At 64.8% G+C, this 25,802-nt stretch carries 21 protein-coding genes; 14 read left to right on the top strand and 7 right to left on the bottom strand.

The annotated features are described in order from the left end of the window. Positions 1-230: 230 nt before the first annotated feature. Positions 231-1,718: a DASS family sodium-coupled anion symporter gene (locus OXT71_00150; GenBank protein MDE2924799.1), complete on the top strand. Its 1,488-nt coding sequence runs from the start codon at positions 231-233 to the stop codon at positions 1,716-1,718. A gap of 101 nt (positions 1,719-1,819) precedes the next feature. Beyond that, positions 1,820-2,935 (top strand): glycine oxidase ThiO, encoded by a 1,116-nt coding sequence (gene thiO, locus OXT71_00145; GenBank protein MDE2924798.1) that lies wholly within the window; start codon positions 1,820-1,822, stop codon positions 2,933-2,935. Here the strand turns inward: thiO and OXT71_00140 are convergent. From OXT71_00140 to OXT71_00130, 3 genes are all read right to left on the bottom strand, one after another. Further along, complete coding sequence (locus OXT71_00140; protein ID MDE2924797.1) at positions 2,932-3,312, bottom strand: type II toxin-antitoxin system VapC family toxin; 381 nt, start codon at positions 3,310-3,312, stop codon at positions 2,932-2,934. The genes thiO and OXT71_00140 overlap by 4 nt on opposite strands. A gap of 2 nt (positions 3,313-3,314) precedes the next feature. Beyond that, on the bottom strand, positions 3,315-3,566 hold the full coding sequence (locus OXT71_00135; protein ID MDE2924796.1) for a type II toxin-antitoxin system prevent-host-death family antitoxin: 252 nt from the start codon (positions 3,564-3,566) through the stop codon (positions 3,315-3,317). Between the two features lie 92 nt (positions 3,567-3,658). Continuing rightward, entirely contained in the window at positions 3,659-4,741 is a 1,083-nt protein-coding gene (locus OXT71_00130) for an MBL fold metallo-hydrolase (GenBank protein ID MDE2924795.1), read from the bottom strand. A 167-nt stretch (positions 4,742-4,908) separates the two neighbouring features. Between OXT71_00130 and rlmD the strand changes: the two genes are divergently transcribed. Further along, positions 4,909-6,309 carry a 23S rRNA (uracil(1939)-C(5))-methyltransferase RlmD gene (rlmD, locus tag OXT71_00125; protein MDE2924794.1) on the top strand — a complete coding sequence of 467 codons (1,401 nt, stop codon included), beginning with the start codon at positions 4,909-4,911 and terminating at the stop codon, positions 6,307-6,309. 5 nt (positions 6,310-6,314) lie between these two features. On the opposite strand, the gene OXT71_00120 is transcribed toward rlmD, so the two are convergent. Further along, the gene (locus OXT71_00120) at positions 6,315-7,295 is read right to left on the bottom strand and encodes an NAD(P)H-quinone oxidoreductase (GenBank protein MDE2924793.1); all 981 of its coding nucleotides are present in this window, start codon (positions 7,293-7,295) and stop codon (positions 6,315-6,317) included. Positions 7,296-7,594: 299 nt separating this feature from the next. On the opposite strand from OXT71_00120, the gene OXT71_00115 reads away from it, so the two are divergent. The 5 genes from OXT71_00115 to OXT71_00095 are packed head-to-tail and all read left to right on the top strand — an operon-like array spanning position 7,595 to position 11,533. Then, a complete protein-coding gene (locus OXT71_00115) occupies positions 7,595-8,260 on the top strand; it encodes a HEAT repeat domain-containing protein (protein ID MDE2924792.1) in 666 nt (221 codons plus the stop codon). Positions 8,261-8,294: 34 nt separating this feature from the next. Further along, entirely contained in the window at positions 8,295-8,753 is a 459-nt protein-coding gene (locus tag OXT71_00110; GenBank protein ID MDE2924791.1) for a dTDP-4-dehydrorhamnose 3,5-epimerase family protein, read from the top strand. Positions 8,754-8,795: 42 nt separating this feature from the next. Then, positions 8,796-9,206, top strand: a complete 411-nt coding sequence (locus tag OXT71_00105) for an EVE domain-containing protein (GenBank protein MDE2924790.1) — start codon at positions 8,796-8,798, stop codon at positions 9,204-9,206. A 31-nt stretch (positions 9,207-9,237) separates the two neighbouring features. Continuing rightward, entirely contained in the window at positions 9,238-10,446 is a 1,209-nt protein-coding gene (locus tag OXT71_00100; protein MDE2924789.1) for a glycosyltransferase, read from the top strand. Positions 10,447-10,480: 34 nt separating this feature from the next. After that, a complete protein-coding gene (locus tag OXT71_00095; protein MDE2924788.1) occupies positions 10,481-11,533 on the top strand; it encodes a radical SAM protein in 1,053 nt (350 codons plus the stop codon). 77 nt (positions 11,534-11,610) lie between these two features. On the opposite strand, the gene OXT71_00090 is transcribed toward OXT71_00095, so the two are convergent. The 3 genes from OXT71_00090 to OXT71_00080 form a co-directional block, all read right to left on the bottom strand. Continuing rightward, entirely contained in the window at positions 11,611-13,800 is a 2,190-nt protein-coding gene (locus tag OXT71_00090) for a hypothetical protein (protein MDE2924787.1), read from the bottom strand. A 112-nt stretch (positions 13,801-13,912) separates the two neighbouring features. Next, on the bottom strand, positions 13,913-15,103 hold the full coding sequence (locus OXT71_00085; GenBank protein ID MDE2924786.1) for a M24 family metallopeptidase: 1,191 nt from the start codon (positions 15,101-15,103) through the stop codon (positions 13,913-13,915). A gap of 5 nt (positions 15,104-15,108) precedes the next feature. Next, positions 15,109-15,831, bottom strand: a complete 723-nt coding sequence (locus OXT71_00080) for a lysophospholipid acyltransferase family protein (protein ID MDE2924785.1) — start codon at positions 15,829-15,831, stop codon at positions 15,109-15,111. A gap of 163 nt (positions 15,832-15,994) precedes the next feature. On the opposite strand from OXT71_00080, the gene polA reads away from it, so the two are divergent. The 6 genes from polA (at position 15,995) to OXT71_00050 (ending at position 25,722) form a co-directional block, all read left to right on the top strand. Next, positions 15,995-18,589 (top strand): DNA polymerase I, encoded by a 2,595-nt coding sequence (gene polA / locus OXT71_00075; protein MDE2924784.1) that lies wholly within the window; start codon positions 15,995-15,997, stop codon positions 18,587-18,589. 188 nt (positions 18,590-18,777) lie between these two features. Further along, positions 18,778-19,362: a sigma-70 family RNA polymerase sigma factor gene (locus tag OXT71_00070; GenBank protein MDE2924783.1), complete on the top strand. Its 585-nt coding sequence runs from the start codon at positions 18,778-18,780 to the stop codon at positions 19,360-19,362. 128 nt (positions 19,363-19,490) lie between these two features. After that, complete coding sequence (locus OXT71_00065) at positions 19,491-19,913, top strand: hypothetical protein (GenBank protein MDE2924782.1); 423 nt, start codon at positions 19,491-19,493, stop codon at positions 19,911-19,913. 21 nt (positions 19,914-19,934) lie between these two features. After that, positions 19,935-21,335 (top strand): PDZ domain-containing protein, encoded by a 1,401-nt coding sequence (locus tag OXT71_00060; GenBank protein MDE2924781.1) that lies wholly within the window; start codon positions 19,935-19,937, stop codon positions 21,333-21,335. A 116-nt stretch (positions 21,336-21,451) separates the two neighbouring features. After that, a complete protein-coding gene (gene uvrA / locus OXT71_00055) occupies positions 21,452-24,253 on the top strand; it encodes an excinuclease ABC subunit UvrA (protein MDE2924780.1) in 2,802 nt (933 codons plus the stop codon). Then, positions 24,250-25,722, top strand: coding sequence for a hypothetical protein (locus OXT71_00050; protein ID MDE2924779.1), 1,473 nt, complete (start codon positions 24,250-24,252; stop codon positions 25,720-25,722). The genes uvrA and OXT71_00050 overlap by 4 nt, the downstream gene beginning before the upstream one ends. Positions 25,723-25,802 lie beyond the last annotated feature (80 nt).

Below are 25,802 nucleotides of genomic sequence, written 5' to 3'. Positions count from 1 at the left end.
CCCCCCCCCCCCCCCCCCCCCCCCCCCCCCCCCCCCCCCCCGGGGGCGCCCCCCGCCCCCCCCGCGCGGGGGGGGGGGGGGGGGGCCCCCCCCCCCCCCCCCCCCCCCCCCCCCCCCCTTTACACTTTCCCTTTCTATCCACCCCCCTCTACCCTTCAAGCACATCCTCGCTCCAATGGCCGGAAATCTCACCCCCGAACTGATAAGTTCTCAACTCGGAATCGAATCCCATGGCCAACAAAAAAGCTTCCAACTTCGGCTCGGCCCCAATCCAGGGCACTTCGGGGTCCGATTGGGTCCGGCGGGGGGGCCTTCTCCTGGGTCCGCTGCTCTACCTGTGCGTACTCTGGCTGGGGCGGGGAGCCCTGAATGCCGAGGCGCTGGCCGTGGGAGCCGTGGCTCTCTGGATGGCCTGTTGGTGGATGACCGAGGCGATACCGCTCCCGGCCACCGCCCTGCTTCCCATCGTCCTTTTTCCCGCCAGCGGAGTCGTGCCGGCCAAGGAGGTGACCCTCTCCTATGGCCACCCCGTCATCTTCCTGTTCCTGGGCGGGTTCCTGCTGTCGGCGGCATTCAAGAAATCGGGTCTCGCACGCCGCGTCGCCCTCAGGGCCGTCGGGTTGTTCGGCCTGCACCCCCGCCGTGTCGTCCTGGGCGTCATGTCCGCCACGGCGCTCCTCTCCATGTGGATCTCCAACACGGCGTGCGTGGTGATGATGGTTCCCATTGCCCTGGGGGTGGTGACCCAGGTGCAGGGTCCGGGTGGGGGCTCCGGGTCCCACTTCGGCAAGGCCATGATGCTGGGAGTGGCCTATGCGGCCTCAATCGGAGGGTTGGGAACCATCGTCGGCAGTCCTCCGAACGCCATCTTCGTGGGTTATCTCGAGTCCGGCATGGGACGAACGGTGTCCTTCCTGGACTGGATGCTCTACGGAGTTCCGCTGGTGGCCGTGGGAGTCCCCGTGGCCTGGTTCTACCTGACCCGGATGGCCTGTCCCTTAGGGCGGGGAGGCCGTCCCGGCTCCGGCAGCAGCCTCATTCGGCGGGAACTCGCCTCCCTGGGCGCCATGGGAACCGCCGAGAAGAGAGTCCTCCTGATCTCCGCCTCCGTGGCCGGCCTCTGGATCTTGCGCGGCCTGTGGCCTCACGGGTTCGTTCGGGTCGGTCTTGAGGATGTGAGCGATCCCATGATCGCCATCTTCGGGGCTCTACTGCTGTTCGCACTTTCCGTACGGCAGCCCAAGCTCCTGGAATGGTCCGACGCCAAGGAGATTCCCTGGGGGGTGCTGATCCTGTTCGGCGGAGGGCTGGCCCTGGCCAAGGGGATCCAGGGATCGGGCCTCGGCGCCTGGATGGCCGACCGGTTGTCGATTCTGGAAGGGTTTCCGCATGCCGTGCTGGTCTTGGCGGTGACTCTGGTGGTGATCTTCCTCACCGAACTCACCTCCAACACGGCGACGGCGACCATTTTCATCCCCATAATGGCGGCCCTCGGCGCGGCGACCGGGGAGGAGCCCTACCCGCTGATGCTGGCCGCCACCACGGCGGCATCCTGCGCCTTCATGCTGCCGGTGGCCACACCGCCCAATGCGATTGTCTTCGGATCGGGGCATCTGAGGATCGGAGAAATGATCCGCGCCGGCTTGGCTCTGAACCTGTTTTTTGCCGTTCTACTGTTCGCGGCGGCCACCTGGTGGCTACCTTTGATCTGGAGCTGATCTCGACCCCCTCCATGCCGCCGGCGGTCGCCGGGGCCCGAGAAACGACCGGATCTGTGGCGACTCTTCCTGGGTGCACTTAGAATAAACTCCTTAAATTCATGGTGAAGACGAAGTCCGCAGACGTCGTTGTCGTAGGCGCGGGGGTCATCGGCTGCGCCGTCGCCTACCATCTGGCCAAGGTGGGAGTGTCGGTCCTGGTTCTGGAACGGGGCCGGGTCGGACGAGAAGCCTCCTGGGCTTCCGCCGGCATCCTGACCCACGCGCGTCCCGCGAGCACCCATCCCTACGAGCGCCTGGCGACGTTGAGCCGGAGTCTGTTCGAGCCTCTGGTCCAGGAGCTCATTGAGTTGAGCGGAGTCGATCCCGAGTATCGGCCCAGCGGCGGCGTTCATGTCTTTCTGGACGACGAAGGAGTCGAGAGAGCCAGGAACTACTATCGGGGTTCCGTTCTGACGGGCCTCGAGGTCGAGTTCCTGGAGCCGGCCGACCTGTTCGAGCTGGAGCCGGCGCTCAATCGGGAGGCCCGGGCCGCGATCCGTTTCCCCGGAGACGGCTCGATCCGGCCTCCCCGCCTGGTGCGGGCGCTGTCGCTGGCGGCCCAGAGGCTGGGAACGCGGATCCTGGAGCACAGTCCCGTGGTGGAAATGAAGGTCCGGTCCGGACGCGTGACCGACATTCTGACTCCCGAGGAGCGAATCCATGGGGGACGCTTCGTCCTGGCCACCGGCGCCTGGTCCGGTCTGGTGGGCGACCGGGTGGGAGTCAACCTGCCCGTCTACTCCTCCAAGGGCGAAATCGTGCTCCTGGAGTCGCTGCCGGGAAAACTGGGTCAGATCGTGAACAACGACGGCCACTACCTGGTGCCGAGAAGCGACGGAAAGCTCCTGGTCGGCGCCACCGAGGAAACGGTCGGTTTCGACAAGACGAGCACGGTGCACGGGGTCCTGGAACTGCTCAAATGGGCCTATCACGTGGCTCCGGGCCTGTCGGATGCCACGTTCGTGACCTCATGGGCCGGTCTGCGGCCGGCCGTTCGCCGGGGTGGACCCTTTCTGGGACGCCTCAAGGAGTTCGAAAACCTCTATGTCGCCACGGCGCACAACAGCAACGGTATGCTGCTTTCGGCGGCCTCCGGTCTGCTCATGTCCCAACTGCTGACGAACCGTCCGACCTCTCTGGCCCTGGAACCTTTCGCCGTCCCCGAAACGGGCTAAGCTTGCATCGTGCGCACGCCGTAGAGTGGAATTCGGGCATCCCGGGTGACGATGGTGAGGCCCTCGATTTGAGCCTGGGCGATCAGAAACCGGTCGAACGGGTCCCGGTGATGCATGGGAAGCTGCGCCGCATGTTCTGCATGATGGAAAGTAAGAGGTAAATGTTCGAAGCCCTTTTCTTCGACCACCGCCGCCAGGTTGTCTGGAGCCTCAATACGTCCTTTCGCCATCTTGACTGCGATTTCCCAAGCGCTAATTGCGCTGACAAAAACGTAGTTACTTGGATTGGCGATGGCGGCATGAGCACGAGCAGCCAACCGCTTATGGTCGGAAGCCCACCATACCAACGCGTGGGTATCCAGCAACAACCGGTGCATTTTCAGTCCTCATCCGGAAAGATCTTGGGGTTCTCGATCAACTCGATGAGTTCCTCGTCTTCCTCGTCGAAGTCTGGAGACATCCGGAACTGCCCCTCATATCCCCCCGGCTTTCTCTCTTCGAGGCGCTTTCTATAAGGTGTCAAACGCAGCCAGGGTTCGCCGGCCCTGGCGATCACGATTTCCTCTCCTTCCCAGGCCAATTTACCCAGGCGCGACAGTTGCGATTTCGCCTCGTGCATGTTCACCTGCATCTTTGAATCCTCTATTAGCTAAGTTTAGCTTAGTCTATCAGAGTCCGCGAATCTTCTCAAGAAAATGGGCAGGAATTTCAGTCAGGACCGCCTCAGCGGGTGAAGAAGGTGCGGCTCAGGTTGTTGCGGCCGTTGGTGACGGTGTAGGTGGAAGCGTCCGCGGTCACCGACACCTTCAGCAGGTGACCGGCGCAGTCCTCGTCGCCCCCCAGGTTGGCGATGAAATCCTCCGGGGCGTTGCCGCCCGGACCGGAATCCAGGTTCTTGTGGACCTGGAAGATCGCGTCGACGGAAGGGAGCGACTTCAGCAGGTTGAAGACCTCCGGGGCGGCCCCTTTGCGCGAGCCGTTGTTGAAGACGGCCACCCGTGGGGCGACGGCCGAGACCAGGACCGGGTTGTTGCTGTTGGCGAGCCCGTGGTGGGTGGTCTGGTAGAGGTCGACCTGTCCCAGCAGGTTGGAGGGACACGCCAGGCGCGATTCCACGTTCCAGGTCAGGTCGCCCAGATCCAGAAACTCGAAGGCCCCGTAGCTCAGGAGCAGGCCCACGCTCCTGGCATTGTCCGTGGTGTCCTTTTTCTTCCGGGTGAGCTTCCCGCAGGCGGGATTGGAGGGGCCCTCCCCCTCGAGCGTATCGCCGGCCGCAGACACGCACAGGAGTTTTAGGGGCACCTGAAGGCTCCGCAGGGGAATCGTGTCTCCAGGCCGGATCCGCTGCCGGTTCCCCCGTGTGGCCCGGATGTACTCCGTGTAGTAGAAGGGGAATTGCGGGTCCTCCTTGAGCTCGTCCATGGGCCCGTGATCCAGGAAATTGTCGACGGGGATCAATTGAACCAGGCGTCCGATGCCGCCGTAGTGGTCCCGGTGGAAGTGGGTCGTCACCACGTAGGTGATTCGTTCGAGGCCGGCCGCCCGGGCCACGGCCTCGATTCTCTTGGCGTCCCGGCCGTCCTCTCTCCTCCATCCCGTGTCGATGAGAATCGATTCCTTCAGCGGGGTGACGATAAACGTCGCGGCGCCCCCTTCGGCGTCGATGAAGTAGATGTCCAAGGTTCGGGCAAGCAGGTGTGGACCGGGAAGCAGGAGGAACCCGATCAGCAGCGTTCCCGTGGACCAGCGCCTGGAAGGGATCCGGCAATACCTGCCGAAGCGCGTCGCGAAGAGTCGAAGAATCATAGCCTTACACCTTAGCACCCCGTATCGGACGACGCCACGGAATCCCGCCGTTCAAGGCATACGGCGCCCGCGGGAAGAGCCTTCGGGCGACGGTCCCGCCCCGGTTCCTCATGCCGAGGCCCGAGGCCCATCTGCTATGATCGCCTCCCGGAATCGGGTGAAGTGTCATGTTGAGCCGCGGCGATGTTGTGGAGCTGGAAGTCGAGTCGGCCGCCTACAAGGGGGTCTCGGTGGCGCGCCGGAACGGACTGGTCATCCTGGTCCGGAACGGAGTCCCGGGAGACCGGGTCCGGGCCCGCGTCGTCAAGAAGAAACGCCAGCATGCGGAAGCCGTGGTGGAGCAGGTGCTGGAGCTGTCTCCCTGCCGGGTCTCGCCGGCCTGCCGCTATTTCGGCACCTGTGGAGGATGCAGTTGCCAGAATGTGGACTACCGGAGCCAGCTCTCCTTCAAACGGGCGCAGGTAAAAGAGACGCTGCAACACCTGGGAGGGATCACCGGGGTCGAGGTGAAATCCACGGTGCCCTCTCCCAGCGTCTTCTATTACCGCAACAAGATGGAGTTCACCTTCGGGCCCAACCGGTGGTTGATGCCGGAAGAGATCCAAAGCGGAGTTCCGCTCAGGAAGGGTTTCGCCCTGGGCCTTCACATCCCCAAGCGCCACGACAAGATCCTGGATCTGGAAACCTGTTTTCTCCAGAGTCCGGTCAGCGTCCAGGTGGTCAATCGGGTCCGAAGGCTCGCCATGGACGAGGGCTGGCAGGTCTACAGCTCGTATTCGGGTGAAGGGTATCTTCGCAACCTGGTGATCCGAATCGGCTCCAACACGGGCGATTTCATGGTTAATCTGGTGACCCGCCGCCGGCGCCCGGAACGCATGAAGCTGTTGCGCGCCGAACTGTTGCGTGAGTTTCCCCAGATCACCACCATCGTCAACAGCATCAACGAGACCCTTTCGCCGGTGGCCTCGGGCCAGGAGGAAGTGGTCTACCACGGCGACGGAGTCATCCGGGAGCGCATCGGCGACCTGGAATTCCGGATCGCTCCCACGACTTTCTTTCAGCCCAATACGGCCCAGGCCCGCAATCTGTTCGACGTGGTGCGGCGGCATGCCGGTCTCACCGGACACGAGATCGTCTACGACCTGTACTGCGGGATCGGGACCATCGCTCTCTTCCTGGCCCGGAGCTGCCAAAAGGTCGTGGGCATCGACAACCACGCGGCGGCCATTGCCGCCGCCCGGTCAAACGCTCTTGCCAACGGGATCAGGAACTGCACCTTCGTGCTCATGGATGCGGCCAAGGCGCTGAACCGGAACCTGGTTTTGCGGCAGGGACGTCCCGAGGTCCTGGTGGTGGACCCGCCCCGCGCCGGAATGCACAAGGAAACCTGCCGGTCCATCCTCCGATTGGCGCCGGAACGGGTCGTCTACGTCAGTTGCAATCCCGCCACCCAGGCCCGCGACCTCAAGATCCTGGCCCAGCGCTACCGGGTGGAGAGCGTGCGCCCGGTGGACATGTTTCCCCAGACCTACCACATCGAGAACGTCGCCTGCCTGGTCCGGACCTGACGGGCTCAACAGGTCAGGACGATCTTGCCGAAGTTCCCGTTGCTCTCCATGAAGGAATGCGCCTCGGCCGCCTCCTCCAGGGGAAACTCCCGGTCGATGACCGGTGTGAGGACGCCGTTTTCGAAAAAGGGCAGGATTCGTCGCCGGAACTCCTGGTTGAGACGGATCTTCTCCTCCACCGGACGGGGACGCAGGACCGTCCCGCGAATCCGCAGGCTCTGCTTGAGGATCCGCGAGAGGTCGATGGGGGCCGATGGTCCGCCCAGCAACCCGATCAGGATCAGCTGGCCCCGGGGAGCCAGGCAGGAGAGATTCTGCTCCAGATAGGGCGCGCCGACCATGTCCAGGATCAGGTCGACCCCTCTTCCTCCCGTCAACTCGAGCACGGCTTCCCGGAACTCCCCGCGTTTTGTGAGAAGGGCGTGATCCAGGCCCAGCTCCCGGCAGCGGTCCAGTTTCGGCCGGGACCGGGAGGTGCCGATGCTCGTGGCCCCGCTCAGGCGGCACAGTTGAAGCGCCGCGGTTCCCACGCCGCTGCCGGCCCCATGGAGCAGCAGGGTCTGGCCCGGCCCCAGTCCGCCCTGCAGATGGAGGGCGTCGAAGGCGGTCAGGAAGACCTCGGGGATCCCGGCCGCCTCCTGAAAGCTGAGACGGTCCGGTATGGGCAGCGCCAGGCGCTCGGGAGTGACCACCTTCTCCGCATAGCCCGCACCCGGCAACAAGCCCATGACCCGTTGTCCCGGCCGGAATTCGGTGACTGCGGGACCGGCCGCTTCCACGGAACCCGCAAACTCGAGACCGGGAATCCGGGGATGGACGCCGGGAGGGGGCGGATAGAGGCCCCGCCGCTGGAGCAGGTCGGCCCGGTTCAGGGCGGTGGCGCGGACCCGGACCAGGATTTCTCCGGGTGCCGGCGCCGGGTCGGGGACCTCGCTCGGGCGAAGCGCTTCCGGACCTCCGGGTTCTTGGATCAGGACTGCTCTCATGCCTCTCACGAAACGGCCGGATGCGGGCCAAACCGGTTCCCGCAGCCGCGCGGTGGGGCTGGGGGAGTTCGGCGGTTAGGAATCCGCCGCTCCGCCGTTCCCGCGGCGGGGCTCCGGTGGAAGGGTGCCGGAGGGCTATGCTAGGAGCCTGCGCCGCAGAAATCAAAATCTTTCAAGTTGCTCCGGCCCCGCAAAGTCTTGGGGCCGGACGCCGGGTCAACTGGTAGACTAGCAACGTGGACCTGTTTTCCTTTCTCCGAGGATCGCCGGAGAGACAGATCAGAAGGGCGCGCAAGAAGGTGAAGGAGCCTCACGGGGATCCGGCCGTCCGGATCAATGCCTGCCGGCGCCTGTATGAGATGGGCACGCCCGAAGCCCTGCTGGCGCTCTTGGACCGCTACACCATCAGCACGTCTCCCCTGATTCGGGACCAGGAGGAAAAGGAGGAACTGCTCTCCTGGATTGTCCGAATCGATCGGAAAGCCGTCCCCTCCCTGCTCACGTTCCTGAAGCGGGAGAGGCAGGTCTACTGGCCCCTGCGGGCGCTTCAGGAAATCCTGCCCAGCGACGAATTGGCGGCGCGCATCGACGAGATCCTCCGCTACCATTGGGAATATCCTCCGGCCAGTTCCGAGCCCAAGACCCAGTTGATCCGGTCGCTGGAGGAGATTCATTCGGCCGAGTTGCTGGAGACGGTGCGGCTGTTCCTGGAGGACGAGGACGACGACGTCTGCCTGGCGGCGGCGGACTATCTCTTCGGCCGTCCCCAGGAGGAGGGCCGCGAATCGGTGTTGAAGTGCTACCTGGACGCGGAGGACCGCCCCCGGGTCCGCGCCCAGATCCTGGAGCGTCTGGCGGAGCATGGTTGGAAGGTGACGGGATTTCGAGCCAAGGTGGAGGAGTCCCTTCCGCCGGGATATACGCTCAGCCGCGGCGGCACCTTGAGGGTGCTGGGTACTCGGTAACCAGCCGGTTCGCCGGAGAAAGGATGCGCGTCCCTTGATCGAAGGCGTTTCAGTCACGGAGCTGGTGACCCACACCGACAGCCGCGGCTTCTTCCGGGAGATTCTCCGGGTGACTGACCATCACTTCCAGGAGGGGTTCGGCCAGTGGAGCCACAGCCTCATGTACACCGGAGTGGCCAAGGCCTGGCACGTCCACGGCAAGCAGACCGACTGGTGGTACGTGGCGGGCGGCGTTTTGAAGGTGGCCCTGCACGACCGCCGCAGCGGATCCCCCACCGAGGGGGAGACCATGGAACTGTTCATGGGCGACGGATATCCGCCCATCCTGCTGGGAATCCCGCCCGGTGTCGCCCATGGCTGCAAGTGCCTGGCCGGTCCGGCCCACCTCCTGTATGTGACATCCCGCGTCTACGACCCCGGCGACGAAGGACGGATCCCGCACGACGATCCCGAGATCGGCTATGACTGGGTCGCGGGACCGCCCATCAAGTGATTCCGGGGGGAGGCCCGGATTCCCGATTGCGAGAGGAGAAGCATGGCTCAATACTGGTTGCTCAAATCCGAGCCCAAAGATTATTCATACGAGGATCTGGAACGGGACCAGCGTACGGTCTGGGACGGAGTGGCCAACCGGCTGGCACTGAAACACCTGAACCGGATGGGTCCGGGGGATCAGGCCTTCATCTACCACACGGGCCGGGTCCGGGCCATCATCGGCATCGCCGACGTGGTCTCGTCCCCCTATCCCGATCCCGAGAAGGACGATCCCACGTTGACGGTGGTGGACGTGGAGGCGCGGAAGCGGCTGGCCCGGCCGGTCACACTGAAAGAGGTCAAGGCGGACCCTCGCTTCGCCGGTTTCATTCTGGTCCGGCTTCCCCGGCTCTCGGTCATGCCCGTGTCCGAGACCCAGTGGCGTCAGTTGCTGGAAATGTCCGGCACGTAGAATCGCGAGACCCCTCACCGGACGACTGGACGTGCCGCCGCCGGACTGGCTCATTTTCCTGGCCCTGCTCTCCCTGCTGGAAGGCCTGTATTCGCTGAGGGGAGGCCTCCGGTTTCTGCGGATGTTCCGCAGGGCGTCGGAAGCGGTCCCGGGATCGTATGCCCCCCCGTTGACGTTGACGGTTCCGTGCCGGGGGCTGGATCCGGGCCTGGACCGGAACCTTTCGGCGTTTCTGGATCTGGAGTACCCCGACTGGCAGTTGCTCCTGGTCACCGATGACCAGGCCGACGCTTCCGTGCCGGTGATCCGGTCCCTGCTGGAACGCTCTGCCCATAGCCGGGTCCGGCTTCTGTTCTCGGGGAAAGCCCGGGGGAGGAGCCAGAAGGTCCACAACCTGCTCCATGCGCTGGCCCACCTTCGGCCTCGCGACCGGGTGCTGGTGTTCGGCGACTCGGACATCCGGCCCGACCCCCTCTGGCTCCGCCACCTGGTGGCGCCCCTGGAAGATCACGAGGTGGGGGCCAGCACCGGCTATCGCTGGTATCTCCCCCAGAAGGGGGGCTTCGGATCGGTCCTCCGATCGGTCTGGAACGCGGGCATCGCTTCCCTGATGAGCGAGGGCAACAGCTACTTCGCCTGGGGAGGGGCCATGGCGATCCGCCGGGAGGTCTTCGACTCCTGCGCCGTCGCGGACCACTGGCAGCACACGCTCAGCGACGACCTCTCGCTGAGCCGGGCGGTGAAAGCCGGCGGGCGGTCCATCCGGTTCCAACCCAAGTGCCTGAGCTTTTCCTACGAGGACGCGAGCCTCAGGGATCTGCTGGGGTGGAGCCGCCGGCAACTGGCCATCACCCGGGTCTACCATCCGAACCTCTGGAGAGCGGCATTCGCCACGCAATTGGTCTATCTGGTGGCCGTGTGGGGGGGAGGCGCTTGGGCCCGGACCAGCCTCAACCTCTACGGTCCGGATCCCCGGTCGGTGGCGCTTGCGGTCCTGGTGATCGCCATCCTGGCGGCCGGAGCCGTCAAGGCCTGGCTCCGGCTTCGGGCCGTGGCCGTGCTCTTTCCCGAGGCGCCGCTCCCGAGCGGGTGGCTGGTCATCCCCCACACCTGCTGGGGGGCGCTGGCCAACCTGGTCACCGTGGCCGCAATGGTGGGGTCCCTGTCGACCCGGAACCTGCGCTGGCGGGGGATCACCTATCGCATGGTCTCTCCCACCGAGACCCGGGTATTGGATTGATCGGGACCCCGGCTTCCTGTAAAACGGGAACACCGTGGATCTGAACACCCTGATCCTGTTCGTCACCAGCCGCTGCAACGCTCGCTGCGAGACCTGCTTCTACTGGGAGGACCTCAACCGTCCCGGGGACCTGACCTTCGAAGAGATCGAAGCGCTCTCGGCCGGCATGCCCCGATTCCATGAACTCTGGCTCTCGGGCGGCGAGCCGATGATGCGCCCCCGATTGGCGGAAATCCTGGGGATGTTCTACCACCGCAACGGCGTGCGCACCCTGAACCTTCCCACCAACGGACTCTTCGCCGAGAGGACCTTGGAACTCATGGAGTACACCTCCCGGGAACTGCCCGGGATGGAGGTGAATCTGAACCTGGCGCTGGACGGGTTCGCCTCGACGCACGACCGGATCCGGGGCGTGCCGGGCAACTTCGATCGAGCGTTGGAGACCATCCGGCTGCTCACGGACCGGGAGTCCCGCCTCCCCGGGGTGAGGGTCCACGTGAACTCGGTGGTCACCGCCGACAATATCCATGAACTGGAGGACCTGGGGTGGTGGCTGGCCCGGAACACGGACCTGAACGGGCACTACTTCCAGGTGATCCGGGGAGAGGCCAAGGACCCGGAACTGAAGCGGATCACCCGGGCGGACCTGGGGGATTTCTACCGGACGGTCAAGCCGATCCACGAGCACTACGGCCGCAAGCTGGCCCGCCGCAAGGGGGGGAGCCTCCGGGGTTGGATCAAGAAGCTCTACTACACGCAGACCATCTACTTTCACTACACGCTCCAGGAGCGGAACTTCGAGGCTTCCGACTCCTGGCCCATGGCCTGCACGGCAGGCAAGACCATCCTGGTGGTGGACTACAACGGCGACCTGCGCGCCTGCGAGCTGCGGGAAAAGATCCTGAATCTCAGGGAAGTGAATTTCGATTTCCGCAAGGCGTACTCCTCACGGCCGGTGCGGGAAGAGACGGAGCAGATCGTCAAGGACGCCTGCTGGTGCACCCACGTCTGCTTCATCCACGACAGTCTCAAGGCCAGCCCCCGCGCCAAGTTCTTCGACATCCCCCTCGGCGCCAAGGTCGTCTGATCGAGCGCCCGGGAGAGGCGGTTTTCCTGCCGCCCCGTGAACAGGGGACTTCCAGTCCCGGCTGTCCCGCAGTCGGGCTAAGCCCCATCCCATCCCAGGGCACGCCTCAGGAACCCCACCGCCCGCGCAATGGCGCCCCTCAGACCGAACAGGTCGTGTCCTCCGCCCTCGTAGATGAAGGCCTCGAACGCGGGAGGCTCGCGTCCCAGGGCCTCCATGGCACGGATCATCGAGTACGCCTGGCTGACGGCGACGGTCTGGTCGGAATCGCCATGGTGCAGCTGGACGGACGGCAGGTCTTCAGCGAACAGGACGGAGGAGCGGCGCACCAGCTCCAGGCGCAGTTCAGCCATTTCGATCTCGCCTCTCAGGTAGGGCTGAACGAAGGTGGAGTCCATGTAGGCCACGCCCGTGAGCTGGCGCGGACGTCCCAGGGCCGCCTCGCGCACGATTTGCCTCACCCAGTCGTCGTAGAAGTCGGTGGGGCCGAAGAAGGCGACGATGTTCTCGATGCGCTCGTCGCGGATGCCGGCCAGCATGGCGACGCCCGCTCCACGGCTTCCGCCGATGATGCTCACACCTTCGGACTTCGCCTGCGGAGTCAGCTCCAGAGCCACGTTCAGAAGCGCCAGGGCGTCGTCCACATCGTAGTCCCAGTGACCACCGGGGCCGGTCGAAACCCACATCCTGTCGCCATACTCAAGCCGTTCGGTCCGAAAAGAGGGGATGACGTAGACGAAGCGGTCTCGCAGGTCGCCCAGGAAGTGCCCGATGATATCGACGTCGCCCACGTCGACACCGCTTTCGCCGCCGTGCAGGTACATCAGGACGGGCAGGGTGCCGGCTGCCGCGGAGTCGGGCACAAGGATCGCCCCGTAGTGGCGCGCCTCCCCGACCTGATGCGACACAATGCGCAGCATCGCCGGCGTGCCGTTCAGGGAATACGCCTCCGTGAGTTCAACGAACGCGTCAACCGACGAGGTGTCGCGCACGGCCCAGTCTGCTCGAACGGCCTCGATTTCCGCGGCGGTCGGCGCGGCAAAAATGGCGTCGAGTTCCTCCTCCAGGTCGATCGCGTAGACGTTGACAGCCGCGCCGGCCAGACCGGCGGCGATGACGAGCGTCTGGATGCCGGCCTCGGAGCCCATGGTCCACTCCACCTCGACCTCGCCGTTCCCGTCGGTGGCTGCGGTGGAGGGATCCACCCGGCCGCTTCCCGGCGCTGGCGCAAAGTTCACGGGCGCCCCGGCAACGGACTGGCCCGACGGATCGAGAACGCGAACGACCAGGGGCTTGTCCAGGGTGCTCCCGGTGAACGCGCGCTTCCCCCCACCTGCCACGATGCGGATCGCGGCCGCCTCGACCCGGTCGCCGATCCCGTCGCATCCCGTCAGGACAGGCTGTCCGTCCGCTCCTGTCACCGCGATGGGGCAGTTTGCCGCACTCGTGGACGACCAGGTCACCGCCGGTGGGGGGAGACGGCCGCCGTCGCGGCCGGGTCCGTCCGGGACGCGAATCACCGGCAGCGCCGAGAGTGAAGAGATCTGCTTCCCAAACCGCAGCCCAAGCGGAGCGAAGGGGTTGTCGTCCTCGCTTCGCAGGAACAGGAAACCGCGAAAGTTCCCCAGGAACTCCGTTTCGACTCCTTCCACCGTGAACCATTCCGGGAGCGTCCGCGCCGCCTGGTGGGAATCCCTCCAGGAGACGAACCCGCCGTTCAAGGGGTCGGTCCCCTCCGCGTCGCGGATTCGGAGTTCGATTCCGGAGGAAGAGTCCGGCTTGAAAACGGCGACGCCGGCACCGGAACTCGGCGAGTCTTCGACGAATAGCGCGAATCGGGATCCCAACTCGACCGGTTTGACGCCGACTTCGATTCCCGGCGGGGCGTGCCGGTAGATCAACAAACCACCGACTGTGTCCGCATCGGCCTCGACCTGGATCCAGCCCCGCCGAATGGCCCCTGATCCGGGACTCCCCAGCACTCGGCTGCCCAGGGACGGAATCTCGAAACGGGTCCCGGAGTCGAAGAATCCCGAAACCTCCCGGCCTTGGGGGTCGTAGGCGGTCACCGCCACCACTGCGTTCCGGCTTGCATCCGGATTGCCGAGCACCAACTGTACGGACCATCCATCCCCGACCACGTAGTCGGGAAAGTAGAGCGTTGTCCCGGACGGCGTCACGTTTTCCGGCGCCCGCATGGATCCTGCCGCTGCAGGCAGGGTGGACAACAGCAACCCCATCCCGAAACAGGTGCAGAGATTCTTCATGGAAGACGCTACTGCTTCGAAAAAGGAGGTGACTCTCAATTGCCGAGTCCTCGTCGTCAAGTTGGCGCATTGGAGTTCGGCGGAAGAAAACCGGCGCTCCTTGGGCGGCACATCACACCTTGTCGGGTCGGACGATCGCATCTTGTAACGGTGTGGTGACCTCCGGTCCTTCTTCCCCCATGTAGACGTTGATCTCGCTCCGGATGCCGAAGTCGTCCAGGTAGACGCCCGGCTCGATGGTGCAGAGGACCCCCGGGATCAGCCGGCGTGTGTCGTGGGTCTCCAGGTTGTCGAAGTTGACCCCGTTGCCATGGATCTCCTCTCCCAGGCTGTGACCGGTGCGGTGGACGAACGCCTCGCCGTACCCCAGGCCGGCGATGGTCCGTCTCACCGCGTCGTCGACCTCCCACCCTTGCGGCAGTTCCCCTGCGGCCCTGCGCCGCTGAAGGAACTCGACTCCCGCGTCCCGCCCCCGGCGGACCACCTCGAACACCCGTCTCATCCGCTCGTCCGGCGTCCCGCCGAAAAAGGCGGTCCAGGTGATGTCGGCGAAGACGGACCCGGGAGTGTCCGTCTTCGCCCAGAGATCGATGAGGAGCAGGTCTCCGGCGTCGATCCGCGTGACCCTTCCCGACGCGGTCTCGTAGTGGGGATCGCCGCTGTGTTGGTTGACCGCCACGATGGGGCCCGAATCGGTCACCAGATTCCGGTCCCGGAACCGTTTCAGGATGTAGTCGCGGACTTCCGCTTCACTGGAGCTGCCGCGCCGCCGGATTGCGGACGAAGCGAAGCGGAAGGCGTCGAGCACGATGGTGGAGACGGCCCGGGACGCCCGGTGGTGTTCCCGCAGTTGGCCGGGAGTCAGGACGGCCTCGAAGGACTGGACCAGGTCCGCCGATGAGGTCACCGTTTTGCCCAGGCCCCGAACCAGCTCGATGGTGCCGGCGTCCACCTTGGAGACGTAGGGGATGGCCCCTTCGGGAGAGTACTGCATGGCCACGCTGGAGAACTCTTTCAGCATCTCACCGAGCCCCGATTCCAGGTCCTGCCAGCGCAGGTAGACGAGTTTCTTCCCGGGAAGGTGATCCAGCATGGAGGACTCGATCCGGTGCACCAGCTTGGTGGGGGTCCCTTGGGCAGGGACCAGATAGAACCAGCGCCTGGTGGGATGTCGCGACTCGTGGATGCCCAGGATCCGGTTGGCCAACGGGTCCGTGAAACGGAAGTCGTAAAAGAGCCAGGCGGGGACGCCGAGCTGGTTGAGAGACTCCTGAATTCGCCCGGCCAGAGAAGCGTTATTCATGGTTCTCACCCCACCTGCCGATAACTCTCGACGACGGTCCGCCGGACCTGCCGGGACAGGGCGTCGAGCTTCAGGTTGCGGTAACTGTTCCTTGGGATCGGCTGGTGGATGATGATCTCCATCTTCCCCGGCCGGATCAACACCGACCCCCGGGGCAGGCGGCGGTGAGATCCCACGATGGTCACCGGGACGATTGCAGCGCCGGTCTGGCGCGCCAGCAGGAAGCTGCCCCGCTTGAAGGGGGCGACCGTCTCGCCCCAGGTCCGCATCCCCTCGGGAAAGATGACCATGGAGGCGCCGGAACGAATCTGGTCGCCCGCGGCGCGGAAGGCCCGAAGCGTCTTCCGGGGACTCCGGCGGTCCACGCGGATGTAGCCCGCTCGCTTCAGATGCCAACCCACGAACGGCCATTGGAACAGGGAGGACTTGGCCACGAACCTGAAGTCGAAGGGCAGCCGGCCCAGAATGGCGAAAATGTCGAACATGCTCAGGTGGTTGGAGGCGAAGAGGTACGCGCCCTCCGGATCCAACTTCTCCAGCCCCCGAACCTGGACCTGAACCCGGGAGATTCGCAGGACCATCCGGCTCCAGAGTCGCGCACACGAACTCTGCCGTTTCCCCCCCTCGTCGCCCAATGACAGGATCAGGCCCAGCGTCGCCATGACGGCGGTGAGAGACAGGATGAGAGGGACCCGCCAGATCGCATTGACGCAAGCCAGCGCGGACATGCAAGCCATCGTAGTGGACGACCCCTCCCCCCGGCAAGAAGTCGTGTTGCAATGTCCTCGGAACGCATCCGGCCGCCATTGTTTGCCGCCACCGGTTCAGGGGCGGCGGTGCGACCGGAGTTCGGCGGTTGGAATCCGCCGCTCCTGGTAAGATCAATGGGCTGTGCCCGCTCCTCGTCTCTACCTCATCGACGGCATGTCCCAGTTCTACCGGGCCTATTACGCCATCCGGAGGCTGACCAACCGGGAGGGGCTTCCCACCGGCGCCGTCTTCGGGTTCACCAACATGCTCCGCAAGCTGGTCGAGGACGAGCACCCGGACTATCTGGCCGTGGCCATGGATCTCCCCGGGCCCACGGTCCGGCACGAACAGTTTCCCGACTACAAGGCGACCCGGCCTCCCATGCCGGAGGACCTGTCGCGGCAGATCCCCTATCTCCATCGGGTGTGCCGGGTCTTTCGGGTGCCCATGCTCTCCCACCCGGGATACGAGGCGGACGACATCATCGCCACCGTTACCCGGCAGGCGGATGAATCCGGGTTGGAGGTGGTCATCGTCAGCGTCGACAAGGACCTGTTCCAGATCGTGGGCTCGAACGTGACGATTCTCGATACCCGGACCATGACCCGGTTCGATCCGGCCGGGGTGGAGAAGAAATTCGGGGTCGCTCCCCACCAGTTGGGCGACCTCCTGAGTCTGGTCGGCGACACCTCCGACAACATCCCGGGGGCCAAGGGAATCGGCGCGAAGGGGGCCGTGCAACTGCTCCGGACCTATGGAGACCTGGAAAACCTGCTGGCCCACAGGGACGAGGTCAGGCGCAAGACCTATCGGGAGAGTCTCCAGCAGAACGAAGCCGTGGTCCGGCAGAGCCGCGAGCTGGTGCGGATGTACGATCGGATTCCTCTGGATCTTGACCTGGAGACCCTCAGGGTTGCGGAACCGGATCCGGACAAGGCCCGGGAGCTCTTCCTGGAGCTGAACTTCACCAGGCTCCTGGAGGAGTTCCTGCCCGAACCGGAGATGGTCGGCGGCGAATACGAGCGTTACGAGAGCGGCTCGCAGTTCGACGCCCTCATGACCCGGTTGAAGGGGGCCGAGGCCGGCTTGGCGTTGCTTCCCGGCGCCACCGGGGAAACGCCGGTCCAGGGCATCGGCGTCTCGACGGGACAGGGGCAGGGGATTCACCTGCCTGGCGACCTGCTTGAGAGTGACTCCAACCGCCTCCTCGCCCTCCTGAATCGGCCCAAACGGTGGATCATCCACGATTTGAAGCCTCTGCTCATGCTCGCCGGCAGGCAGGGTTGGCAGTTGAAGCCCCAGTTTGCCGATACCCGTCTCATGGCCTACCTGTTGACGCCCAACCAGAACGATTTCTCGTTGAAACGCCTGGCGACCCAGCGTCTCCAGACCCGGCTGGCCGAGTCCGACGCAGGCCTCTTCCCGGATGAAGAGGAACTGCTGGCCCGGTCGGCCGACCTGACCGCGCGGCTCTTCCGGGTGCTGGAGGCGGACGTGAGGACCCACGGGTTGGAGGATCTGCTCACCGAGGTGGAGATCCCCCTGGTCGGGGTGCTCGCCGACATGGAGGCCGCCGGCGTGAAGGTGGACCGGGAAATGCTCGAGTCCATGTCCCGCCGAATGGGCCGGGAGATCCAGGTTCTGGCGGACCGCGTTACCGAACTGGCCGGGGAGAAGTTCAACCTCAACTCTCCCAAGCAGTTGGGGACGATCCTGTTCGAGAAGCTGGGACTCCCTCCACCCAAGAAGACTCCCAAGGCGAAGCACTACTCCACCGGGGTCGAGGTTCTGCAGCGGCTGGCCGGCGAGCACGAGATCGCCGGGCGCATCCTCGAATACCGGGAACAGACGAAGCTGAAGAATACCTACCTGGACGCGCTGCCCGGGCTGGTCGATTCCGATTCGGGAAGGATCCACACCTCCTACAACCAGATGGTGGCGGCGACGGGGCGCCTCTCGTCCAGCGACCCCAACCTCCAGAACATCCCCATCAAGACGGAACTGGGCCGGAAGATCCGGCGAGCCTTCGTGGCCGAGGAGGGGTACCGGCTCTTGGCGGCCGACTACTCCCAGATCGAGCTGCGAGTCATGGCCCATCTGTCCGAGGATCCCGTCCTGGTGGAGGCTTTCCGCCAGGGAGAGGACATCCATGACCGGACCGCAGCCGAAGTCCTGGGGGAGCGTACCGATCTGACTCCCCGGGAACGTCGCCGCTACGCCAAGATCATCAATTTCGGGATCCTCTACGGGGTCAGCGCCTTTGGCCTGGCCCGGAATCTGGAGATCGGACGGTGGGAGGCCAAGCGTCTCATCGACGAGTACTTCGAACGTTACCAGGGTGTCAAGCGCTGGTCGGAAGCAACGCTCGCCGAGGCCTACGAGACGGGCTGCGTCCGAACCCTGTTCGGCCGCATCCGCCAGATACCGGAGCTCAAGAGCAAGAACTGGAACCTCAGGAGCTTCGGAGAGCGGACCGCCGTCAACGCCCCCATCCAGGGCACGGCCGCGGACCTGATCAAGAAGGCCATGGTCTCGACCCACCGCTCCCTTTCCCGAAGAGGGCTCTCCAGCCGGCTCATCCTGCAGGTGCATGACGAGCTGGTGGCGGAGGTGCTGGAAGCGGAGATGGACGAAGTCCGGGAACTGGTCCGGGAGAAGATGGAAGGGGTGGCCGCCCTGCGGGTGCCGCTGAACGTGGACATGGCCACCGGCCAATCCTGGTACGAAGCCAAGTGAAGGAGCGGCGGCTTTCCTGTCGCCGGGAGCGGCGACATTCTTGTCGCCGAAAGAGGCGATTGGCGGGACGATAGTCCCCCCTGTACACTTTCCTCCACACTTCCCTCCCGCCAAATCACCAAAAATCAAATTTGTTTGGAACAAATCGCCCCTTTCTGCCGTCTTAGTTAGAAAGGGAGGTTGAAAAATTGGCCACCACTCTGACATTCGCCGATAACGCCCTCATCGTCGCCTATCTGAAGGGCGATGATTACGCCTTTAAGGTTCTGGTAGACCGCTATCAGGACCGGCTTGTCAACTACATCTACAACCTTATCCGCGACTACGATCAGGCCGTGGACATCTCCCAGGAAACCTTCATCCGGGTTTTCCGTCACGCTCACCGGTACAAGGGCAACTACCAGTTCTCGACCTGGATCTACAGGATCGCCACCAACCTTGCTCTGGACGAGATGCGGCGGCGAAAACGGAAGGGTTTCTTTCTGACCCAGCGGCTCTTCGGCAACTCCGAACAGGGAGAGACGGAGATTCAGGTCAGCGACAACCGGCCGTCGCCCGAGGCCCATCTGGGGAGCAAGGAGAAGGCCCGGTTGCTGCGCACCGCCATCGATTCGCTGCCCCCGCGGTATCGCCTGGTATTCGTTCTCAAGGAGGTCCAGGAGCTGTCGCTTGAGGAGACGGGCAAAGTGCTGAACCTGCGGGTGGGGACCGTCAAATCGAGGCTTCACCGGGCCAAACGGATCTTGCGGGACAAGCTTTCCAGGTTTCTATGAACTGCCGGGAAATCGAAGAAAAACTTCTGGATGAGGGGACGAACGTCCGGGAGTCCAGGGTCTTGTCCCACCTTCATGAATGCTCCGGTTGCCGCGCACTCTATGAGGACCTCGCGGGCCTGGAGAAAATGAATCGTTCTCTCAGACAGGGGGTGAAAGCGCCGCCGGACTTCTACCGCAGGATTGCGGGAGGTTCCATGTCCGGCGGTGACTTGGGACGCCTGGTTCTGGGAGGGCTGGCTTCGGTGATGCTGTTCGTGACCAGCGGGGCTGTGGTTCCAACGGAGTCGGCCGAGCATTCCGGCGGCGGTGAACGCCCGGCCTTGGAGTCGCGGCGGTCGGAGAGTTCCCGGGATCGACTCCGGAACCGTCCGGGTCGAGAAAACCTTCACCGTTGGGTCAAGGAAGACCAGCCGGCGGCCTCCTCCTACGTCGAGCTTCGAGTGGAGGACTCTTCCGGCACGCCGGTTCTGGTGCGGGTGCCCCGCACCGTCGAGGTGCGCACCAGCCACCTGCATCACGGACTTGACTGGCAACGGGTCAGCCACTAGCCGGTGGTTCGATTGGATCTCATGGCCTCCGTTGTCTTCGGCGAGACCAATCTCCTGAATCGCTCAAAAAGGCCGGCTCGCCGGACGACCGCCTGGTTGGCGCCGGTCTTGATTCTGGCTCTGGTCTGCCCTCCTGCCGTTGATGCCGCACCGCCCGCACCGGTCCACGACTCGCTGGTCCGGATCTCCTTGAAACGTCAATTCCACGGCGTCGTTTTCCGGGACGGGCTGCTGCCTGGCGTCCAGGTTCACGAGAAGATCCTGTTGGAAGGGGCTTATCTCGACTCCGGTTACATCGTCTCCTATCTGGGCAGCCACGGAATCGATCTGGACCACCCGACCGTGGAGATCGTTCTGAGGCCGGGAGAGGAGGGTCAGGCCCCACTTCGGCTGGTGGGGGTGGACGAACGGATCAGCCTGGCGGTTCTGGAACACGCCGCTTCTTCCCCCTCGGCCCGGTCCGCGCCCGGCGATTCCGATCCGAACCAGGTCCACATGGCCTACGCGGGAGAGTCCGGCTGGAACCTCCTCTCCTGCAAGACTCTCCGCTGGGAACCGGTACGGACAGGCCCCGGCAGGACAGTCCTGTTGCGGCCCCGGGCTGCGCCGCGCGAGGCGGACCTCTGGGAGGGCGGATTCCTGCTGGATCTCAACCAGCGAGTCCTGGGGCTGGTGACCCGCGTGAGCCGTCATCCGTTGGGGCGAAGTCTCAATTGCCGGTTTCTCCCCTGGTCGATGGTGCGCGAGTCCGCCCGGCAGGTGGTATCCAGAAACGGTCACATTCGTTCGGGTTGGCTGGGAGTCTATGTAACAGGCGGGGACGGCGGACCGGTGATCGACGGAATCGAGCCCGGAAGCCCGGCGGCTCTCGCCGGACTTCAATCGGGGGACGTGATATTGAAGGCGGGTGAGGTCGAAGCTCCGTCCCTGGAGGGTCTGCTGCAGGCCATCCGCCGGAACGAACCCGGATCACGGCTGGATCTGGTGGTGCGCCGGGGAGACGCGACCAGAGAAGTCGAGGCGACTTTGGCCCTGAGGCCGCCCCTGCATTCTCATCTGGCCTGGCGGATGGAGTTGCCCGGCGTCGTCGGCGGCCGTTTGATCGAGGAGATGTTTCTGCAGAGGGTGCTGGTGCCGATTCCACCCGGTCTGGGACTCGTGGTCGATCCCTGGGTTCCCGATGGCGCGGGAGGCGTTTCAGGCTCCATCGACAGAGGACTCCGGGTAAGATCGGTGGGAACCCGGAGCATCGGATACCGGGCGGGTCTCCGCAGTGGGGATATCCTGATCCGGATCAACGACCAGCCGGTGGGATCATCGGGCGACCTGCGCCGTTACTCCCGGGCGGGTGTGGATGGATTCCTGATTCTCCATTATCTTCGGGGGGGCCAGCTTCGAACCTTCCGCCTCCGGCTGCCTTGACGGAGCGGCGGTTTCCAACCGCCGGCCGCGGAAACGGAACGGGCGGTTTCCAACCGCCGACTGCCAAGCGGCAGCCAAGCGGCAGCAATGCGTAACCCGGCAAGCGTGGATAATCCGTGACAGACATCCTCTCCATCCGCGGAGCCCGCCAGCACAATCTGAAGAACGTCGACCTGGACCTGCCCCGAAACCGGATCACCGTCATCACCGGCCTCAGCGGCTCGGGAAAGTCGAGCCTGGCCTTCGACACCCTCTACGCCGAGGGACAGCGGCGCTACATCGAATCGCTCTCCACCTACGCCCGCCAATTCCTGGAGAAGATGGAGAAGCCGGACGTGGACTCCATCGAAGGGCTGTCGCCCGCCATCTCCATCGAGCAGAAGACCACCACCCGGAGCCCCCGCTCCACCGTGGGGACCATCACCGAAGTCTACGACTACCTCCGTCTCCTCTTCTCCAGCATCGGCACGCCCAGTTGCCCTCGCTGCGACCGCCCCATCACCCGCCAGTCGGTGGATCAGATCGTCTCCCGGATCCTGACCGACGCGCCGGGTAAACGGGGCATGATCCTGGCTCCCCTCGTCCGGGACCGGAAGGGGGAGTTCAAGAAGTTGTTCGAACGGTACCGGAGGGAGGGATACCTGCGGGCGCGGGTGGACGGGCTCATGGAGTACCTGGAGGAACCTCCGCAACTGGACAAGCGGAAGAGCCACACGGTGGAGATCGTCGTGGACCGGGTTCAGGTTCTGGAGCAGGCCCGGGCCCGAATCCGCAACTCGGTTCAACACGCCGTCGAGATGGCCGAAGGGTTGGTGGCCTTCTCTCCCTGGGGCGGGTCCGACCTCCTCTTCTCGGAGCGGGCCGCCTGTGTTCGCTGTGGCATCAGCATGCCGGAGTTGGAGCCCCGAAGCTTCTCCTTCAACAGCCGTTTCGGCGCCTGCTCCGAATGCGAGGGATTGGGGATTCGGCTACGAGTCAACTTGAGGCGCTTGATGCCGGACCGGGACGCCACTCTGGAGACCCTCTCTCCGGAGCTGCCCGACCGGGACCTCAAGCAATTCATGCGACAATCTCTGCAAGCCCTCCTGGAACACTTCTCCCTGGATCCCGGAATCCCTCTCCGGGAATATCCCGACCGTGTCTGGAAGGCCCTGCGTGCAGGTCTCGACAAGCCCATACTGTTCCGTTACGGCGAACTGACCTATCCGGCGCGTTTCCCGGGATTGGAGCGATGGTTTCAGAAGAAGCTCCGGGCCACGGGAAGCGAGAAGAGGAAGCAGCGGCTTCTCAGCTTCATGGTCGAGGGCGACTGCCCCGCCTGCGGGGGAAGCCGGCTCCGTCCCGAGAGCCGGGCGGTGCGCATTCAGGGGCGCTCCATTTCGGAATACTGCCGGATGCCGCTGGACGAGTGCCTGCCTGCTCTGGAGGCCATCCGGCTCACCCCCCGGCAGGAGTCCATCGCAGGCCCGGTCCTGGATGAAATCCATCACCGGGTCCGGTTTCTGCTGAAAGTGGGGCTCTCCTACCTGACGCTGGACCGGAAGGCGGCTTCGCTGTCGGGCGGGGAAGCGCAACGAGTAAGGCTGGCCACCCAGGTGGGCTCCCGGCTCCGGGGAGTCCTCTACGTCCTGGACGAGCCCTCCGTGGGCCTTCACCCGCGGGACGTGGCCAGCCTCCTGGGCAGCCTGCGGCAACTCCGGGACCTGGGGAACACGATCCTCATCGTGGAGCACGACGAAGAGACCATCCGCAATGGCGACTTCGTAGTGGACCTGGGACCGGGCGCGGCCAACCACGGCGGGCGGGTGGTTGCGGCGGGAAGCCTCCAGGAGATTCTGCGCCATCCCGATTCCCTGACCGCCTCCTACCTGCGGGGCACGCGCCGCATCGAGCCTCCCCCGAGGAACCACACGGGGGAACCCCGGTCCATTGAAGTCGTAGGCGCCACCCACAACAATCTCCGCGACATCGACGTCAGCTTTCCGCTGGGACGCCTGGTCCTGGTGACGGGCGTCTCGGGCTCGGGCAAGTCGTCCCTGGTGAGCGAAGTGCTCCACCGCGCCCTGAGCCGGAAGCTCTACGGCTCCTTCGCGGAGCCGGGTCCCCATCGGGAGATCCGGGGGCTGGAGCATGTGGACAAGGTCATCGAGATCGACCAGTCTCCCATCGGCCGCACGCCGCGGTCGAACCCGGCCACCTACACCGGGGTCTTCACTCCCATTCGCCAGTTGTTCTCCCTCCTGCCCGAGTCCAGGTCCCGGGGCTACAAGGCGGGACGATTCAGCTTCAACGTCTCCGGCGGCCGGTGCGAAGCCTGCCGGGGAAACGGCTTGAGCAAGATCGAGATGAACTTCCTCCCCGACGTCTACGTGGTGTGCGAGAGCTGCAACGGCACCCGTTACAACCGGGAGACCCGGGAGATTCGCTACCGCGGCTATTCCATCTCCGATGTGCTGGACATGACCGTGGAGGAGGCCTGCGAGCTCCTGGAGAACATCCCCACCATCAAGTCGCGGCTCAACACGTTGGTGGAGGTGGGGCTGGGCTACATCCGGCTGGGCCAGTCGGCGCCGACGCTCTCGGGCGGCGAGGCCCAACGGGTGAAGCTGGCCAGCGAACTCAATCGGCGGGCGACGGGCAACACCATCTACATCCTGGACGAACCCACCACCGGCCTCCACTTCGAGGACGTGAGGCGCCTTCTGGACATCCTCCACCGCCTGGTGGACGTGGGGAATACGGTCATCGTCATCGAACACAACCTGGAAGTGGTGAAGAGCGCCGACTGGATCATCGACCTGGGACCCGGCGGAGGGAAAGCCGGCGGCGAAGTTGTCTGCACCGGTCCGCCGGAAGCCGTGGCCGGGTTTCCAGGCTCCTACACCGGCCAGGCCCTGCGCCAGGTTCTGGCTGGATGACGGGCCCACCGCCCGCGCCGTCCGAGACCGGAGCGGTCATCAGGGCGATCTGGAGCCGAAGGGGTTGGCTTGCGTCCTCTCTCCTGGTCGTTCTCTCGTGCGCCGCCTGGACCTGGATCAGCTTTCAATTCCGCTACGGCGAAGGACACGCCGACCGGCCCATCCTGACTTTCGTCCTGCTCTACGCGTGCGCCTGGGCGGGATTCTTCCTGGGCTACCTTCAGCTTCGCCGGGGGGACCGTCAAGCGCCGCTTCTCCTGATCGGGGCGACTGCACTGGTCGCCCGCGTCCTGCTGCTCGGCTCCGGCCTGATCCAGGAGAATGACGTCTACCGTTATGTCCTGGACGGACAGGTCCTGCTGGCGGGAGAGAATCCCTACGGGCAGTCTCCTTTGGAACTGTCGCTCCTTCCTCCGGAGCCTGTGAAACGGGCGCTGTCAGACCCGGCGGCGGAGGAGGTCATCTCCCGCATCGGGTACGCTGAGATTCCTACCCTCTACCCTCCGGCGGCTCAGGCGGCATTCGCCGCCGGAGGCCTGATCAGCGGATGGAACTGGATCGGACTCCGGATCCTCTTCACCCTGTTCGATCTGGCCCTGATCGGGCTGATCGTCCTGCTGCTTACCCGTATCGGCTCGTCCCCGGCCTGGGTGCTCCTGTACGCCTGGAACCCGCTGGTGTTGAAAGAGGTCACCAACTCGGTCCACGTGGACGTCCTGCCCGCCTTCTTCGTCGTGCTTCTGATGGTGAGCCTGGAACGGACCCGGCCTCATGGGGGCTGGAGGTGGCTGTTGATGGCCGCCGGGTCCATGGCTGCAGGAGTGCTCTCGAAGCTGTATCCCATCCTCCTGTTGCCGGCCGCGTTCCGGTTCATCTCCCTGGTTTCGGGCGGGAAGAAGGCCGTCACCTTCGCGGCCGCGTCTCTCGCCGGGATCGTGCTTGGGTACCTGCCCTTCCTGTCCCTGGACGCGGACCGGCTCACCGACGGTCTCAGGAGCTATGCGGAACGCTGGCGAATGAACCAGGGCGCCTTCGACCTGCTGGAGGTTCTGCTCCCCCAGCCTCGGCTCGCCTGCGGCATCCTGATCCTGGCGGTCGCCGTGGCCGTGCCCTGGATCCGCCTCCGGTCCCGCGGATCACCGGCGGAGCTGATCGGAGTCTGCCAGTGGGTCCTGCTGCTCTGGTTTCTCCTTCTGCCCGCGCCCTTTCCCTGGTACGCGGTGGTTCTCGCGGCACTGTTGCCGGCGACGCCGCGATTCGCCCTGACGGCGCCCGCCGTCGTCGCGCTCTCCGGCGCGGCCGGCCTCTACTACCTCGGTTTCTACTACGAGTACCAGCGGATTCCGGAAGCCTGGTGGACCTGGACCCGGCTGGCCGAGCACGGCTTGATCTGGGGAACCCTGGGATTCACCTGGCTACAGTCCCGGAGGGGCGATTTCCAATCGCCCTCTGGGAGGGGAGACCGGTAGTCTCCCACCGGAGGGGGACTTTTCTGCTAGGCTGAACTTCCAGCCTGCCTGACCGATATTTTCGCTTCAAATCATTGATT

It is taken from the genome of Acidobacteriota bacterium (assembly GCA_028874215.1).
Taxonomy (GTDB): Bacteria; Acidobacteriota; UBA6911; order RPQK01; family JAJDTT01; genus JAJDTT01.
Note: the sequence above shows the minus strand (reverse complement) of the source record. Positions and strands in the feature narration are given on the sequence as shown.